Annotated in this window: 11 protein-coding genes and 3 pseudogenes; 7 read left to right on the forward strand and 7 right to left on the reverse strand. The window is 74.4% G+C overall.

The window, feature by feature from the left end; genetic code table 11:
* Positions 1-159 precede the first annotated feature (159 nt).
* Positions 160-1,443, forward strand: a pseudogene (locus ACZ4QV_RS13335) (amino acid permease); the annotation flags it as partial.
* A 282-nt stretch (positions 1,444-1,725) separates the two neighbouring features.
* On the opposite strand, the gene ACZ4QV_RS13340 reads toward ACZ4QV_RS13335, so the two are convergent.
* From ACZ4QV_RS13340 to ACZ4QV_RS13355, 4 genes are all read right to left on the reverse strand, one after another.
* Positions 1,726-2,472 carry a transglycosylase family protein gene (locus ACZ4QV_RS13340; RefSeq protein WP_361148000.1) on the reverse strand — a complete coding sequence of 249 codons (747 nt, stop codon included), beginning with the start codon at positions 2,470-2,472 and terminating at the stop codon, positions 1,726-1,728.
* A gap of 483 nt (positions 2,473-2,955) precedes the next feature.
* Complete coding sequence (locus tag ACZ4QV_RS13345; RefSeq protein ID WP_467762899.1) at positions 2,956-5,034, reverse strand: ABC transporter permease; 2,079 nt, start codon at positions 5,032-5,034, stop codon at positions 2,956-2,958.
* Between the two features lie 16 nt (positions 5,035-5,050).
* Positions 5,051-5,839, reverse strand: a complete 789-nt coding sequence (modA, locus tag ACZ4QV_RS13350; protein WP_361148002.1) for a molybdate ABC transporter substrate-binding protein — start codon at positions 5,837-5,839, stop codon at positions 5,051-5,053.
* A gap of 40 nt (positions 5,840-5,879) precedes the next feature.
* Positions 5,880-6,275: a TOBE domain-containing protein gene (locus ACZ4QV_RS13355; protein ID WP_361148004.1), complete on the reverse strand. Its 396-nt coding sequence runs from the start codon at positions 6,273-6,275 to the stop codon at positions 5,880-5,882.
* A 254-nt stretch (positions 6,276-6,529) separates the two neighbouring features.
* Here ACZ4QV_RS13355 and ACZ4QV_RS13360 point away from each other — a divergent pair, with 254 nt between their 5' ends.
* Entirely contained in the window at positions 6,530-7,450 is a 921-nt protein-coding gene (locus ACZ4QV_RS13360; protein ID WP_467762900.1) for a triphosphoribosyl-dephospho-CoA synthase, read from the forward strand.
* Between the two features lie 54 nt (positions 7,451-7,504).
* Here the strand turns inward: ACZ4QV_RS13360 and ACZ4QV_RS13365 are convergent, their stop codons facing one another.
* Complete coding sequence (locus tag ACZ4QV_RS13365; RefSeq protein WP_467762901.1) at positions 7,505-8,326, reverse strand: PaaX family transcriptional regulator C-terminal domain-containing protein; 822 nt, start codon at positions 8,324-8,326, stop codon at positions 7,505-7,507.
* 10 nt (positions 8,327-8,336) lie between these two features.
* Complete coding sequence (lspA, locus tag ACZ4QV_RS13370) at positions 8,337-8,966, reverse strand: signal peptidase II (protein WP_361587761.1); 630 nt, start codon at positions 8,964-8,966, stop codon at positions 8,337-8,339.
* Positions 8,967-9,100: 134 nt separating this feature from the next.
* Here lspA and ACZ4QV_RS13375 point away from each other — a divergent pair, with 134 nt between their 5' ends.
* Both ACZ4QV_RS13375 and ACZ4QV_RS13380 read left to right on the forward strand, forming a co-directional pair.
* Complete coding sequence (locus tag ACZ4QV_RS13375; protein WP_361148011.1) at positions 9,101-10,759, forward strand: acyl-CoA dehydrogenase family protein; 1,659 nt, start codon at positions 9,101-9,103, stop codon at positions 10,757-10,759.
* The gene (locus tag ACZ4QV_RS13380; protein ID WP_467762902.1) at positions 10,756-11,550 is read left to right on the forward strand and encodes a crotonase/enoyl-CoA hydratase family protein; all 795 of its coding nucleotides are present in this window, start codon (positions 10,756-10,758) and stop codon (positions 11,548-11,550) included. The genes ACZ4QV_RS13375 and ACZ4QV_RS13380 overlap by 4 nt, the downstream gene beginning before the upstream one ends.
* A gap of 66 nt (positions 11,551-11,616) precedes the next feature.
* Here ACZ4QV_RS13380 and ACZ4QV_RS13385 read toward each other — a convergent pair.
* A pseudogene (locus tag ACZ4QV_RS13385) lies at positions 11,617-12,604 on the reverse strand (GlxA family transcriptional regulator).
* 189 nt (positions 12,605-12,793) lie between these two features.
* Between ACZ4QV_RS13385 and ACZ4QV_RS13390 the strand changes: the two are divergent.
* The 3 genes and pseudogenes from ACZ4QV_RS13390 to ACZ4QV_RS13400 all read left to right on the forward strand — a co-directional run.
* Positions 12,794-13,657 (forward strand): annotated as a pseudogene (locus tag ACZ4QV_RS13390) (NAD(P)-dependent oxidoreductase); the annotation flags it as partial.
* A 605-nt stretch (positions 13,658-14,262) separates the two neighbouring features.
* The gene (locus ACZ4QV_RS13395) at positions 14,263-15,114 is read left to right on the forward strand and encodes a YndJ family protein (RefSeq protein WP_361587757.1); all 852 of its coding nucleotides are present in this window, start codon (positions 14,263-14,265) and stop codon (positions 15,112-15,114) included.
* A 100-nt stretch (positions 15,115-15,214) separates the two neighbouring features.
* Entirely contained in the window at positions 15,215-15,751 is a 537-nt protein-coding gene (locus ACZ4QV_RS13400) for a DUF1990 family protein (RefSeq protein WP_361587755.1), read from the forward strand.
* The last annotated feature ends 148 nt before the right edge of the window (positions 15,752-15,899 follow it).

A 15,899-nucleotide genomic window follows, 5' to 3' on the forward strand; every position in this document is an offset into this window, starting at 1 on the left:
GAAACACTGCGGCAACAGCCCCGCAGGATTGCGTCGATAGCGTCGGCCCGCATGAGTACGGGAACATCACGGGAGACGGCACCGGCCACCGCGTCGCACGGCGGACAGGCCGGCGGGCAGGCCGACGGAGAACTGCGCAAGGGCCTCCGGCGGCGTCACATGAGCCTGATCGCGCTGGGCGGTGTCATCGGCGCGGGCCTGTTCGTGGGCAGCGGCGTGGTCATCCGGGCCACCGGACCGGCCGCCGTGCTGTCGTTCCTCGCGGCGGGTCTCCTCACCGTCCTGATCATGCGGATGCTGGCGGAGATGACGGTGGCCCGGCCCGCCCTCGGCTCGTTCTACGCCCATGTGCGGGAGACCCTGGGACACCGCGCCGGCTTCACGGTCGGCTGGCTGTACTGGTACTTCTTCGTGATCGTGGTGGCCGTCGAGGCGGTGGCGGGCGGCCGGATCGTACGGCTGTGGCTGCCCGGCGTGCCCCTGTGGGCCGTCAGCCTGGCGCTGCTGGCGCTGCTGACCGCGACCAACCTGGTCTCGGCCCGCTCCTTCGGCGAGTTCGAGTACTGGTTCTCGTCGGTCAAGGTCATCGCGATCGTGGTGTTCCTCTTCCTCGGCGCGCTGTACCTGACCGGGCTGTGGCCGCAGGCCCACGGCGGCCTGGCGCACCTCACCGACTCCGGCGGCTTCGCGCCCGAAGGCGTCGGCGCGGTCCTGGCGGCGGTCGTGCCCTGCGTCGGCTTCTTCACCGGCGCGGAGATCGTGACCATCGCGGCGGCCGAGTCGGTGGAGCCGGAGCGCGCCGTGGCGGCGGCGATCCGCTCGATCGTGCTGCGCGTGGTGGGCTTCTACGTACTGTCGGTGCTCTTCGTCGTGGCGGTCGTGCCGTGGACGTCCCCGGCCGTCGAGGTCAGTCCGTACGCGGCGGTGCTGGACCGGCTGGACGTGCCCGCCGCCGCCACGGTCATGAACGCCGTCGTCCTGATCGCCGTGCTCTCCTGCCTCAACTCCGCGCTGTACACCTCGTCGCGGATGCTGTTCGCGCTGACCCGCAACGGGGACGCGCCGCGCGGCTTCACCCGGCTCAGCCGCGGCGGGGTGCCGCGCCGGGCGCTGCTCGCCGGGACGTCCGCCGGCTATCTGTCGGTGATCGCGGCGTGGGCCTCCCCCGACGTCGTCTTCACGTTCCTGATCAACTCCTACGGTGCCGTCGCCCTGTTCGTGTACCTGGCGATCGCGGTCGCCCAGCTCCGCCTGCGCCGCAAGCTGGAACGTGAGGAACCGCAGCGGCTGACGCTGCGGATGTGGCTGTTCCCCTGGCTCAGCCGGGCCACCGTCGCCCTGATGGCCACGGTGATCGGGGCGATGGCCTTCCTGCCGGGCAGCCGGGCCCAGTTCTGGCTGAGCCTGCTCACGGTGGGCGTGGTCCTGGCGGCCTACGAGGTACGGCGGCGGCGCGCCACCGGACGCACCGGAGGGATCGGGCCGGGTGGACGTAACGGGTGCACGGCCGCCGGCGCCGGTGCGGTGCAGGCCGTCCGCGGCGCCACGGACGGCCTGCCGGTGCCCACCGCTTCCCGCGGCGGTCCGCCCGCCCCCAGCCGGACCGCCGTTCCATGGGAATTCGTCACGGGGAATTCCCGGGAGGGTGGGAAGAAATGCCCCACCATGCCCTCTTGGTGGCCGACCGGGTTCCGGCCGGCCGATTTACGGTTTGTCGGCCTGGCGTCAGCCGGTGCCGGAGCGGCGGACGGCGAGACGCATTCCCGGATGGATGAGGTTCGGATTCGCCCCGATCACCTGGCGGTTGAGGCGGTAGAACTCCTGCCAGCCCCAGCCGTAGGCGTACGCGATGCCGCTCACCGTCTCCCCGGGATTGACGACATGGCCGCCGGAGGCCCGCCGGGGCCGGGCGTCGCGCTGCTTGTACGGCTTGGCGTGGCCGTACCGGCTGCCGGACCCGTCCCGGTGCCGGGGGCTGCGCAACCGTTCGCGGTACCGGCTCGAACCGTTCGTGCGGGCCTGGGTGTCGGCGCGCGGCGCCGACCGGCGGGCGGCGGAGTCCGGCGTGCTGTGCCGCGCGCCGGACGAGCGCAGGCCGAGCCGGGCCGAGCAGGCCGGCCAGGCGCCCCAGCCCTGACGGGCCAGCACCCGTTCGGCGATCCTGATCTGCTGGGCCCGGGACGCCCGCGCCGCCCGGGACCCGTACCTGCCGCCGCCGAAGGAACGCCAGGTGGAGTGGGCGAACTGCAGTCCGCCGGAGTAGCCGTTGCCGGTGTCGGCCCGCCAGTTGCCCCCGCTCTCGCACCCGGCCAGCCGGTCCCATGTGGCACCGCTGCGGGCCTCGGCCGGCCCTTCGGCCGCCACGTTCAGCGCGCCGGCCGCCAGCAGGACCGCTGCCGCCGTCGCTCCCCGGGCCCCACGCCCCCGGACCTCACCGCGTCCGCTCGTTTCCGTTCCCTGAGGAAATTCCATCGACCTGTGCTCCCGTCGCTCACCGCCCGGTTTCCCGGCGGCCTTGGGGATGCATGACGTCCCGTGAATGCGCGCGCTTTCCCGGCTTTTCCGCGGGCTTTCCCCGTGGTTCCACCGAGTTCCCGCGGTGCGTTTTCCGAGCCGTCATGAATTCGACGAGTACGAGACAACCACGGCCACGGACGGCACCGGCAGAGCGCGCGGTAGCGCCTCGGCGGTACCCCCTGCCTCCGCACCGCCGGAGTGGGGGCCGACGGCTCCGCATGGCACCCCCTTCTGCCGGGTAGGGGCGCACCCCCGGAGACCGAGCGCATGGTCTGCCCGGGCGTATCGAGCGCTTGTCCGAGCCGGGGGTGCCGCAGGAGCGCGTTCGGAGGCTCGGGGCACGCGCGGCGGGCGTCCGCACGCACCGCGCACGGGCCCCCGGGCGGCGCAACGCACCCCTCCCTGCGGAGGGTTTGGTTCCGGTACGGGAGGGGCCGCTCAGAGCGGTACGAGCGTCACCTCGGTCGCCTTCACGCTCACCCAGACCTCGGTGTCCTCGGCCAGGCCGAGTTCCGCCGCGGCCTGCGGGGTGATCTCGCCGACCAGGTCGGGCACCTCCGGCGACCCGACGAGGACCCGCAGCCGGCTGCCGAGCGCGGTGATCTCCCGTACCCGGCCCGGCCAGACGTTGCGCGGGCTGCCGGACGGGCGCGTCCGGTGCACGGAGACCGCTTCGGGGCCGATGACCGCCAGCGCGCCGGTGCCCTCGGGCAGCGGGTCGGCGGCGACCAGCCGCCCGGCGCCCGTCATCCGCAGTCCGTCGCCGGTGGCGGTGCCCGGCCACGCGTTGCGGCCGAGCATCCGCGCGACCCACGGCGAGCGTGGATGCCGGGTCACCTCGGCGGGGACGGCGTCCTGGACCGTGTGCCCGTCCTCCAGGACCAGGACGCGGTCGGCGAGCGAGACCGCTTCGACCGGGTCGTGGGTGACCATCAGGCAGACGCCGCCGAAGCCGGCCAGGTGCCGGCGCAGGGTGTGCCGGACGTGCGCGCGGGTGCTCTGGTCGAGGGCGGCGAGCGGCTCGTCGAGCAGCAGCAGGCGCGGGCGGGCGGCCAGCGCGCGGGCCAGCGCGACCCGTCCGGCCTGGCCGCCGGAGAGCTGGGCGGGCCGACGGTGCGCGAGGTGGCCGACACCGAGCCGGTCCAGCCACAACTGGGCCTCGCGGCGGGCTTCGGCGCGTCCGGTGCCGTGGGCGCGCAGCCCGTACGCCGTGTTGCCGAGGGCCGTCAGGTGGGGGAAGAGCGCGCCGTCCTGCGGGACCCAGGCGACGCCGCGGCGGTGCGGCGGCTGGGCGCTGACGTCCTGCGCGCCGAGTGTCAGTGCGGCGTGCGCCCGCGGCGTGAGGCCGAGCAGGGCGCGCAACAGCGTGGTCTTGCCCGCGCCGTTGGGGCCCACGACAACGATGGTGGTGCCCGGGGCGGCGTCGAGGGTGAGCCGGTTGAAGCCGGTGACGTCCGCGTGCAGCGGCCACCGTCCGGTGCCGGAGCCGTCGCCGGGGCCGCCGGGGGCGGTGGGGGCCGCGTCGGTGCCCTCGGCGTGCGCGGTGGTGGCGGTGGGCGGGCCCGGGGAGGCGGGCGTGCCGGGGGCGGCGGACGCGCCGGTCATGTGGTCGGGCCACGTGCCGCCGGCATCCGATGCCCCGTCGCCGTCCGCGTCCGTACGCGTCACCGCGCCGCTCGTGCGCCCCCGGACCGTGCCGCCCCCGCCCGCCCATCTGCCGCGCAGGGCGACCAGGACGGCCGTCGCGATGACGAGGAGCAGAAGCGAGACGGAGGTGGCGGCCTCGGTGCTGTCCTGGAGGAGGAGGTAGACCTGAAGGGGCAGGGTCTGGGTGACACCCGGCAAATTGCCGGCGAAGGTGATGGTGGCGCCGAACTCGCCGAGCGCCCGTGCCCAGGTCAGGGCCGCTCCGGCGGCGAGCCCGGGGGCGATCATGGGGAGGGTGACCGTGCGGAAGACGCGCAGCGGGCCGGCGCCGAGCGAGGCCGCCGTCTCCTCGTAGCGCACATGCAGTCCGGCCAGTGCGCCTTCGAGGCTGATGACGAGGAACGGCATCGACACGAAGGTCGCGGCGACCACGGCGCCCGCGGTGTGGAACGGCAGTTGCACACCGAACCAGCTCTCCAGCCAGCCGCCCAGCAGGCCCCGCCGCCCGAAGCCGAGGAGCAGCGCCACACCGCCGACGGTCGGCGGCAGCACCATGGGCAGCAGCACCAGGGAGCGCACCACGGCCTTGCCGGGGAAGTCGACGCGCGCCAGCAGCCAGGCCAGCGGCACGCCGAGCAGCAGGGACAGGCCCAGCGACCAGAAGGACACCACCAGGGAGATCCGCAGGGCCTCGGTGACCTCGGGGGAGGTCAGATGGGTGCCGAGGTCGCCCCAGGACGTCCGGGCGAGGATGCCCGCCATGGGCACCAGCAGGAACGCCACCGCCAGGACGGCGGGCAGCGCGAGGGCGAGGGGGGCGCGCAGGCCGGGGGCGGCGGTCCGCCCCCGTTCGCGGTGGTGGCGCTTCACGAGACGGCGGCTCGGGTCACGGCTTCTGGAAGCCGGCGTCGTGCAGGATCTTCTGCGCCGGTGCGCCCCCGAGCCACTTCACGAAGGCGTCGGCCTCCTTCGCGTGCCGGGAGACCTTGAGCGTGGCCGCCGGGTACTCGGCGATCGCGTTCTGCTCGTCCGGCACCTGGACGGCGTCCACCTTGCCGGGCGCGGTCATCGCGTCGGTGGCGTAGACGATGCCCGCGTCCGCCTCGCCCAGCTCGACCTTGCTCAGTACGCCGCGTACGTCCTGCTCCTGGGAGACCGGCTGCACCGTGATGTCCTGCCGGTCCAGGACCTTCTTGCTGTAGCGGCCGACGGGTACGGCGGGCGCGGCGAGCACGACCTTGAGCTTGTTGGTGGAGGCCAGGTCCTTCAGGCCGGTGATGTGGTGGGGGTTTCCCTCGGCCGTGGCGATGACCAGGCGGTTCTTCGCGATGACCTGCGGTGCGCCGGTCTTGCCGTGCAGCCCGTCCATGGTCCGGGTGTCCGCCGTGACCAGGGCGTCGGCCGGGAAGTCCTGGTTGACCTGGGCCGCGAGCTGCTGGGAGCCGGCGAAGGAGAACTTGACCGTGACGTCGGGGTGTTCCTTGTGGTAGGCGTCGGCGGCCTTGGCGAAGACATCGGTGAGCGACGCGGCGGCGAGGACCTTGAGCGTGGTCCTGCCTTCCGCCGTGGACGAGTCGTCACCGCTGCCGCAGGCGGCGGTGAGCGGGGCGAGGACGGCGACGGTCAGTGCCGCGGCGGCGGCGCGGCGACGGGTGACGCCGAAGGTGCGGGACATCGGGATCGGCTCCTTGGGGACGGGGCGGGGCGGGCTCGCGTCAGGCGCGGTCGACATGGACATTGGTCGACTTCACGCGGGCGGTGGCCCGCATGCCGACCTCCAGTCCGAGCTCCTCCACCGCTTCCCGTGTGAGGAGGGAGACCAGCCGGTGCGGACCGGCCTGGATCTCCACCTGGGCCGCGACGTCGCCCAGCTTGATCGCCGTGACGATGCCGGGGAAGGCGTTGCGGACCGAGGTGAGGGAGGTGTCGTCCTCCGTGCTGCCGTTCTTGGCGAGTTCGGTGGAGAACGCGGCCAGGTCGCGGCCGTCGATCAGCCGGCGGCCGGATTCGTCCCGGTGAGTGGGGACCTTGCCGGCGTCGGCCCAGCGGCGGGCCGTGTCGGGGCTGACGCCGAGCAGGCGGGCGGCCTGGCCGATCGTGTAGGACTGCATGTGCGGCACCGTATGGCACATAGTCTCTCATCTGCAATTACTCCGTGGGAAAGCACCTGGCATGTGCGAGCCTCGCTGGAGGAAGCGACAAGATCATCCGCATCGCGGGGGACCGGCGGTGCGGCACTCCGGGCGGGAGGCGCGGGGGCGCAGACCGGACATACCAGGGGGCGGAGCGTCGGCCGGGCGAGCGAAGCCGTACTCTTTTGGAGGGATTCGGAGGGCGTGGCGTAACACGGAGGGAGCGCGAACCGATGGGTATCCCTACTTCTTCAGCCCGTTCCGCGGTCCGCGGCCGGTCGATCATGAAGAGGCTGTGGCCGGACACCGCGCGCGGCACCGTGCCGCCGTCGCACGAGCGCCCCGTCCTGCACACGGTTCCGCACCCCTCCCCCGACCGCCCCCTCCCCCTGCGGCTCGCCGATCTCGCCGTCGCCGCCTGTACGGCGCAGACGGTGCTGGCCCCGAAGCCGGACCCGCTCGCGCTGCACGCCGCCGAGCTGCTGCACGCCCCCTTCGCCTCCATGGCCGAGGCCGCCATGGGCCGACCGCTGGACCGGCGGCTGCGCGAACAGCTCGGGCGCCTGGGCCGGGCGGGTGAGCAGCGGGCCCTGGAGGCGGGTGCGGGTGCGCCCGGCAAGCGGGGCGCCCTGTGGTCCGTCGGTCTGCTGGTGGCCGGCGCCGCCGCCACGAACTGCCGCTCGGACGTGGAGACCTGTGAGGCGGCCGCCACCCTGGCTCGTCTGCCGGACGGCGGCGCCCCGGCGGCCAGCCGGTCGCCCGGCGGCCGGGCCCGGCAGTACTACGGCGTGCCCGGCGCCGTCGGTCAGGCCCGTTCCGGCTTCCCGAACGTGCTGGGTGTGGCCCTGCCCGCGCTGCGCCAGTCCCGTGCGGCCGGCGCCTCCGAGGTGACGGCCCGGATGGACGCGCTGCTCGCGCTGCTGTCCACGCTCGACGACACGACGCTGCTCCAGCGCGGCGGTTCGCAGGGCCTGCTGTCGGTGCAGATGGACGCGCGTGACGTGCTGTCGTCGGGCGGTTTCGGCACCGCGCGCGGGCGGAAGGCGTTCGTCCGGCTGGACGCGCGGATGACCCGGAACGGCCTCACGGCGGGCGGCAGCGCGGCGCTGCTGTCGGCGGCCCTCTTCCTGGACTTCCTCTTCGAGGGCCGCTGAGGCTTTACGGAGCCGGAGCCGGAGCCGGGCCGGACCGGGGACACCGGAGCGCCCTCAGGCCGCGCCGTCCGGCGTCACGTACTGCCGCAGCAGCTCGCGCAGCTCGGCCTCGAAGGAGTCGTAGCGGCGGCGCAGTTCGGTGCCGGGCCAGTCGGACGGGAGCAGGGCGTCCGGCAGCAGCGGGTCCGCGAGGAGGTGCCGCAGTACGGCGGCCGAGACCGTGAAGCGTCCGGCCGGTGACGTGGCATCGGACAGGGCGGCCAGCAACGCGCCGGCCCGCACCGCCCAGCCGTCCAGGTCCCACAGCCCGCGCGCCAGCTCCGCCGGGTCGCCGTCCGGGGCGCCGGTGAACAGGGTGCACTGCCGGGCGATCACGGGCGGACGGGTGCGTTCCAGGTTGCCGGGGCGCAGCCAGGTGCCTTCGCGCAGTTCGGCGAGGCGCAGTTCCGCCATGGCCTGGCGCAGCGCGGTGCGTTCGGCGGCCGGGCGGGCTTCGGCGGTGACCACGGCGATCTCCCAGCCGCCGGTCCAGCGCCGGGTGCGTGGCGTACGGCTCTCGTCCTGCCGTGCCTGGCGTTCCAGCAGCCGCGCGGTGAGCCCGTACGTGCCGTCGTCCTGCTGGAGGTCGCCGGCGGCGACCATCCGGGACAGCGCGACACGCACGGTGCCCTCGGCGATGCCGAAGAGTTCACCGACGCGCACCAGGGCGCGTGCCGGGAGGCGGGGCGGGTGGTGACCGAGGAGGGTGCTGAGCACGATGGAGCGGGCGGTGAGCGGCCGCAGGCCGAGGTGCCGCGCGTCGTCGCGTACGGGGGCGCGTACGGAGTCGCGCACAGGGCCGCGTATGGAGGCGCGTACGGAGGTGTCGTCGTCCATCGGGCGGATCCTAGGAGGCGCCCGGCGGGTCGGCGACGGCCGTCTGCCCCACCGCCTCCCCCGCCTCCTTCTCCAGCTTGTCCCTGTTGCCCTTGTTGCCCTGGTTGCCCTTGTTGTCCAGCTCCCAGCCGAGGAAGGAGAACAGCACGATCAGGACGCCGCCGCAGACGATCGCACAGTCGGCGAAGTTCATGATGCTGAAGCCGCGCACGTGGAGGAAGTCGACCACCGCGCCCTGGAAGCCGCCGGGGGTACGGAAGAGGCGGTCGGTCAGATTACCGAGCCCGCCGCCCAGCAGCAGGCCCAGCGCGATCGCCCAGGGGGCGCTGTAGAGCTTGCGCGCCAGGCGGACGATCACCACGGTGACGGCCACGGCGATGAGCGTGAACAGGAGGGTGGTGGCTTCGCCGATGCCGAACGCCGCGCCGGAGTTGCGCATCACCCGCAGCTCCAGCCAGTCGCCGGACACCTTGACGGGGGCACGGTTCTCCAGCTCCGCGACCACGGCCACCTTGCTGCCCAGGTCGAGCAGGTAGGCGGCGCCCGCCACCGCGAGGAGCAGCGGCACCCGCCGCCTGCCGCCCGCCCGCTCCGTACGGTCCGCACCGCTCTCCCCGGTGGTCCGGCCCGGTCTCGTCACGTTCCGTCTCCTCGAAGTCCGTCGGTCGGCCTCCACCTTAAGCGGGCCACGCGCCGGGGCCGACCCCGGTGATCACGGGCCCGCACCCTATTACACCCTTCCCACGCCTGTTGCGAATCTGTAACGTCCACGGTATGACCGTCACCCATGAAGTCGTGAATCAGGCGCCGCCGCTGACCGGGTTCAGCACGGCGGACGACCCCGCCCTGCTGGAGGCACTGCACCGGGCGGACGCCGGGTGGGGCGCGCCGGAGGTGCGGGAGCTGGGCGCGCTGGCCGGGACGGAAGCGGTGCAGGAACAGTCCCGGGCCGCCGAGGAGCAGCCGCCCCGGCTGCGCACCCACGACCGCTTCGGCCACCGGATCGACGAGGTGGAGTTCCACCCCGCCTGGCACCGGCTGATGACCGTGGCGGTGGAGCACGGACTGCACGCCGCGCCGTGGGCCGAGGCCCGGCCCGGCGCCCACCTCGTGCGCGCGGCCAAGTTCTACGTCTGGTCGCAGGCCGAGCCGGGGCACGGCTGCCCGGTCTCCATGACGTACGCCGCCGTCCCCGCGCTGCGCTCCGCGCCGGCGCTGGCGGAGCAGTACGAACCGCTGCTGGCGGCCCGTACGTACGACTACGGACTGCGGCCCCCGCTGTCCAAGGCGGGGCTGATCGCGGGCATGTCGATGACGGAGAAGCAGGGTGGCTCCGACGTCCGGGCCAACACCACCCGGGCGGTGCCGGCCGGTGACGGCACGTACCGCGTCACCGGGCACAAGTGGTTCACCTCGGCACCGATGAGCGACCTGTTCCTGACGCTGGCGCAGACCGCCGAGGGGGTGAGCTGCTTCCTGCTGCCGCGTGTCCTGCCGGACGGGACCCGCAACGGGTTGCGGCTGATGCGCCTGAAGGACAAGCTCGGCAACCGCTCCAACGCGTCCGCCGAGATCGAGTACGACGAGGCGGTGGCCTGGCCGGTGGGCGAGCCGGGGCGCGGCGTGCGGACCATCGTCGAGATGGTGAACATGACGCGGCTGGACTGCGTGATCGGCACGGCGGCCGGGATGCGCGCCGGGTTGCGTCAGGCCCTGCACCACACCACGTACCGCCGCGCGTTCGGCCGCGCGCTGGCCGAACAGCCGCTCATGCGGGCGGTCCTGGCCGACCTGGCGATCGAGTCGGAGGCGGCGACGACGCTGGCGATGCGCCTCGCGACCGCCGTCGACCGGAGCCAGGCCGGGGACGCGCACGAGGCCGCGCTGCGCCGCCTGGGGCTGGCCGTCGGCAAGTACTGGGTGTGCAAGCGGGGCAGCGCGCACGCGGCGGAAGCCCTGGAGTGCCTCGGCGGCAACGGGTACGTGGAGGAGTCGGGCATGCCGCGGCTCTACCGGGAGGCCCCGCTGCTGTCGATCTGGGAGGGCTCTGGCAACGTCGCCGCGCTGGACGTGCTGCGCGCCCTCGGCAAGGAACCGGCCGCGCTGGACGCGTACTTCGCGGAGACGGACGCGGCCGCGGGCGCCGACCGGCGGCTGGACGCCGCCGTCGCGGGCATCCGCAAGATGCTCGGCACGCTCGACGATCCGGAGCGGGCGCAGCGTGCCGCCCGGACGCTGGCGGAGCGGATGGCGCTCGCCTTCCAGGGCGCGCTGCTGGTCCGGCACAGCCACCCGGCGGTGGCCGACGCGTTCTGCGCCTCGCGGCTCGACGGGGAGTGGGGGAACGCCTTCGGGACGCTGCCCACCTCGGCCGACCTGACGGCGATTCTCGACCGGGCCCGGCCCGTGTCCCCGGCACAGGCCGCCGGATGACCGGCGGGGGCCCGGACGGCGGGCCGGCACGCACCGTACGCATCGAACACACCGGCCCGGTGACGACGGTCGTCCTCTCCCGGCCGGAAGCGCGCAACGCCGTGGACGGCTCCACCGCACGCCAACTGGCCGACGCCTTCCGCGCCTTCGCGGCGGACGACGACGCACACGTCGCGGTCCTGTGGGGCGAGGGCGGCACGTTCTGTGCGGGCGCCGACCTCAAGGCGATCGGCACCGAGGGCGGCAACCGGGTCGCGGCGGACGGCGACGGGCCGATGGGCCCCACCCGGATGCGGCTGGACAAGCCGGTGATCGCCGCGGTCGGCGGGCACGCGGTGGCGGGCGGCCTGGAGCTGGCCCTCTGGTGCGACCTGCGGGTCGCCGAGGAGGACGCGGTCTTCGGGGTGTTCTGCCGCCGCTGGGGCGTGCCGCTGATCGACGGCGGTACGGTACGGCTGCCCCGGATCGTCGGCACCGGCCGGGCCCTGGACATGGTGCTGACCGGGCGGCCGGTCGGCGCGGCCGAGGCGCTGGGGATGGGCCTGGTCAACCGGGTGGTGCCGCCCGGCCGGGCGCGCGCCGAGGCGGAGGAACTGGCCGCCGCCATCGCCCGTCTCCCCCAGGCGTGTCTGCGCAGCGACCGCGCTTCCGTTCTGGCCCAGGAGGGCCTGCCGGAGCATGCTGCCATGGCCGCGGAACTCCGGTACGGGGGGAGTGTCCTGGCGGACGCGATGAAGGGCGCCGAGCGCTTCGCTTCGGGGGCGGGGAGGCACGGGGCGATGGACGTGTAGGGACGTGCGGCGGGCCGGTGGCGCCACAGCCGGCGCGCGATGGACACGTAGTGGGCCGGTGGCACCTCACCCGGCGAGCGTCGCCTCCGGCGCTGTACGGGGGAACGCCCGGCGGTAGTCGGACGGCGACACCCCGACGCGCTTGAGGAAGTGGTGGCGCAGGTTGTTCGCCGTGCCCAGGCCGCTCAGTTCGCCGATCTTCTCGACCGGCAGGTCCGTCACCTCCAGCAGGCTCTGGGCGCGCGCCAGTCGCTGGTCGAGAAGCCATTGCAGCGGGGTCGTGCCGGCGGCCGCCTGGAGACGCCGGTAGAACGTCCGTGGGCTCAGCGCGGCGCGCTCCGCGAGGTCTTCCACCGTCAGCGGCTGATCGAGGCGGGCGCGCGCCCAGGCCAGGACGGGAGCCAGGCCCTCGTCGTCGGTGGCGGGCACGGACAGGTCGATGAACTGCGCCTGGCCGCGGGGCCGGTGGGCAGGCACGACCATCCGGCGGGCCAGTTGATTGGCGGCGTGCGCGCCCAGGTCACGCCGTACCAGGTTGAGGCAGAGGTCCAGGCCCGCCGTCAGCCCGGCGCTGGTGAGCACGTCACCGTCGTCCACGTACAGCACCGAGTCGTCGACCCGTACCTTCGGGTAGCGCGCGGCGAGCTGGGCGGTGTGCATCCAGTGGGCGGTGGCGCGGCGGCCGTCGAGCAGTCCGGCCTCGGCGAGCGCGAAGGCGCCGGTGCACAGGGACACCATGCGGGCACCGGCGTCGTAGGCGCCGCGCAGCGCGTCGATCAGGGCCGGCGGCAGCGGCCTGCCCTCCTCCACGCAGGGGTCGGGTACGGAGGGGACGACGACCGTGTCCGCGCCGACGAGGTCGTCCAGGCCGTACGGGGTGCAGCGCCAGCCCGGCGCCGCCCGCGGAGCCGCCGTCCCGCTCGCCCGTGCCGCACAGACGCAGGTCGTACCACGGGTCGGCGAGGTCGGGCTGCGGCTTGCCGAAGACCGTGCAGGGGATGCTCAGTTCGTACAGGTCCCAGGACGGGACACCGATCTCCTCGGTCACGACCACCGCGACGGTTCCTGCGCTCATGCCCGAAGGACAAGGCCCGTGCGCGGCGGCTTAGAGCATGGCAGGAATGTGGTGGCGGCCGTCAGTACTGCCACTGGTTCCGGCCGCCGGGCGCTGCGAGCGTGGCCCGTACGTGATCGACCGCCGCCGGCCCGGACGTCCTGCCGGCGGCTCTACGAGGAGACGCACATGGGGAACGAAGGCGCGGCCGTGACGGTGCTCGGGCTGGGAGCGATGGGATCGGCGCCGGCGACCGCACTGTTGGCGCAGGGCCATGCCACGACGGTGTGGAACCGTTCGGCGCACAAGGCCGAGGCGCTGACCGAGCGCGGCGCCGTGGCGGCGGCGTCGCCCGCCGAGGCCGTGGCGGCGAGTCCGCTCGTCATCGCCTGCGTACTGGACCATCCGGCGCTGCACGCCGTCCTGGACCCGGTGGCCGACACTCTGGCGGGCAAGACGCTGGTCAACCTCACCTCCGGCTCGCCGGAGCAGGCCGCCGAGGCCGCCGCGTGGGCGCGGGCGCACGGCGCCGGCCACCTCGACGGCGCGATCATGACCACGCCCCCGGGCGTCGGCAGCCCCGGGACGATGCTCCTCTACAGCGGCCCCCGCGCGGTGTTCGACACCCACCGCACCACCCTCGCGGCCTTGGGCGACCCGCTGCACCTGGGCACCGACCCGGGGCTGGCGTCCCTGTACGACGCCGCGCTGCTCGGCCTGATGCGGGCCGCCCTGACCGGCTGGCTGCACGGCACCGCGCTGGTCGGCGCGGAAGGCACCCGGGCCGCCGACTTCACTCCGGTCGCGATCCGCTGGCCGGGCGCGGTGAGCGACTTCCTGACCACGTACGCGCCCCAGGTCGACGCCGGACACTACCCGGGCGACGACGCCACCGTGGACGTGCAGATCGCCGCGATCGACCACCTCCTGCACACAGCGGCGGCCCGCGGCATCGACACCACGCTGCCCGGACTCCTGAAGGCCACCATGGAACGGGCCCGCGCCGCGGGCCACGGCTCCAGCAGCTACGCGAGCGTGGCCGAGGCCTCAAGGGCGCGGCGGACGCCCGGTGACCACGACCGCGACAACCACCCCGTCCCGCACGCCGGTGCCGCCCTCCGCCGCATGGCCCGGCCTGCCGGCCGCCGCCACCGAGACCTGCCTGGACGCCCTCCTCGAAGGCGCGGGCCAGGACTGGTCACGCCCCGCCGACGGCCTCGCCTGGACCTGCCGGGAGACCCTCGACCACCTCGCCCTCGGCCTGACCGGATACGCGGGCCTGCTGATCGCCCGCCCCACCGACCGCTACATCACCCTCTTCGCCTCGCTCGACCCCCGGGCTCCGGTCCCGGCCTGCCCGGAGGGGGTGCGCATCGCGGCCCGTCTGCTCGGGTCCACGGTCAGCGACACTCCGCCCGATGTCCGCGCCTGGCACCCCTGGGGTCATGCGGACGCCGTGACGTCCTGCTCCAACGCACGGGCCGGGCCGCTCTTCCCGGGCTGCCACGGCGCGCGGAGTGGCGGTGGGACGGCTCGGTGCGCTGACGTCCCACCGCCCCCGAGGGGGGCGGAATTGAACGTGTTCAACCCGTCCCGTACTGTCTCACGTGACGGGTTGAACACGTTCAAACCGGCTTCCTGCCGGGTTGGGGGGACTCATGACCGCACTGGTCGACCTCATCGTCATGCTCGGCATGTTCGTCGTGGTGCCGACCGGCCTCGCCCTGATCGGCGAACCGGGCACCCGGTGGCTACGGCGCCGCTGGCCCCTCGCCGCCACGGCGGGCGCGGCGGCACTGTGGCTGCCGCGCGGAGCCGCCGCCACCGCACTGGCCGCCGCCTACGGGCTGGCCACCCTCGCCCTCGCCCTGCACGCTCCCCGCCGGCTGGCCCGTACACGCAGCCTCGCACCGGGTGAGATCGCGGTACTGACGGCCCTGGTCACCCCGGCCGTCGCCGGCACCGCCCTGGTCGCCGAGCGCTCCGGCCACCAGTTGTTCGGCTTCGACCTGGACATCCTGGCGCTGACCGTGCCGCACTTCCACTTCGCCGGATTCGCCGCCGCCCTGGTGGCCGGGCTCGTCTGCCGCGCCGCACGCCCCGGCCGGGCCGGGCCGCTGGCCGCGCTGAGCGTGCCCGTGGGGACACTGTTCGTCCTGGCGGGCTACTTCGTCGACGACTGGGCCGAGCTGGTCGGCGCGGTGATCCTCACCACCGGCATGTGGCTGGTCGCCCTGGTCACCTGGCGGGACGTCCGTACCACCGCGCCGGACCGGATCACCCGGGCGCTGCTCGGCGTCTCCGCCGCCGTCCTCGTCGCGACCATGCTGCTCGCCCTGAGCTGGGCGCTCGGCGAGGCAACCGGCATCCCGCACCCCACACTGGCATGGATGGCGGCCACCCACGGCCTGGGCAACGCGCTCGGCTTCGCCCTGTGCGCGCTGCTCGCCTGGCGCCGCCTCAGGAACGTGCCCGCCGCGCCCCCTCCTACCGCCCCCGTACCCGCGTGACCGCTCCACCGACCGCACCCGTACCCATGTGACCGCTCCACCGACCGCCCCGCCCGACACCTCCACCCGCATCCACCGCCCCCCGAGGAAGCAGGCCCCCATGACCACCGGCAGCACCGCCCCCCGCAGCCCCTTCAACTACGCCGAGCAAGGCGCCACCCGCCGCCGCCCGCTGCCCGGCGGATACCGCCAGTTGCACGAGGCGACCTACCTCGGCCACGGCCGCGCGGTCCTCGAAGCCGCGGGCCACGCGGTCACGTCCTTCCGGATGCACCGCGCGGCGGGCGTACGGGTACGGGCCTCGGCGCCGGAGGCCGCGCCCGGCGTCCGGGTGGAGTGCGCGCTGGGGCTCGGCCCCGCGCGGCTGTGGGTGCCGTGCCGGGTGGTGTGGAGCGAGTACGAGAGCGAGCGCATCGGTTTCGCGTACGGCACGCTGGCCGGCCACCCGCAGCGCGGCGAGGAGTCGTTCGTGGTCGAGATGCGGGAGGACGGCGCGGTGTGGTTCACGATGACGGCCTTCAGCGTGCCGGGCCGCTGGTACACCCGGCTGGCGGGGCCGGTGGTCCCGGTGTTCCAGCGTCTGTACGCCCGGCACTGCGGCCGGATGCTGCGCCGGCTGGCCCACCGCGGCCGCTGACCGGAAGGCCGTAGCGGCGCGGCCCCGTCCGGAGCCGCCGGGCCGCGCCGCCACGGGACCACCGGAGCCGCGCCACTCCGTACTCCCCATACGTCCACACGGCGTTCATGGCTCCGTCACCAGTTGCCCCGCCGCCCGTGAGAGAAAC

This window comes from Streptomyces sp. NPDC026394 (genome assembly GCF_055567735.1).

Coding starts and splice junctions, on each gene's coding strand:
- ACZ4QV_RS13340 (WP_361148000.1), bottom strand. CDS start 2,472: ATGGAATTTCCTCAGGGAACGGAAACGAGCGGACGCGGTGAGGTCCGG.
- modA (WP_361148002.1), bottom strand. CDS start 5,839: ATGTCCCGCACCTTCGGCGTCACCCGTCGCCGCGCCGCCGCCGCGGCA.
- ACZ4QV_RS13355 (WP_361148004.1), bottom strand. CDS start 6,275: ATGCAGTCCTACACGATCGGCCAGGCCGCCCGCCTGCTCGGCGTCAGC.
- ACZ4QV_RS13360 (WP_467762900.1), top strand. CDS start 6,530: ATGGGTATCCCTACTTCTTCAGCCCGTTCCGCGGTCCGCGGCCGGTCG.
- ACZ4QV_RS13365 (WP_467762901.1), bottom strand. CDS start 8,326: ATGGACGACGACACCTCCGTACGCGCCTCCATACGCGGCCCTGTGCGC.
- ACZ4QV_RS13375 (WP_361148011.1), top strand. CDS start 9,101: ATGACCGTCACCCATGAAGTCGTGAATCAGGCGCCGCCGCTGACCGGG.
- ACZ4QV_RS13380 (WP_467762902.1), top strand. CDS start 10,756: ATGACCGGCGGGGGCCCGGACGGCGGGCCGGCACGCACCGTACGCATC.
- ACZ4QV_RS13395 (WP_361587757.1), top strand. CDS start 14,263: ATGACCGCACTGGTCGACCTCATCGTCATGCTCGGCATGTTCGTCGTG.
- ACZ4QV_RS13400 (WP_361587755.1), top strand. CDS start 15,215: ATGACCACCGGCAGCACCGCCCCCCGCAGCCCCTTCAACTACGCCGAG.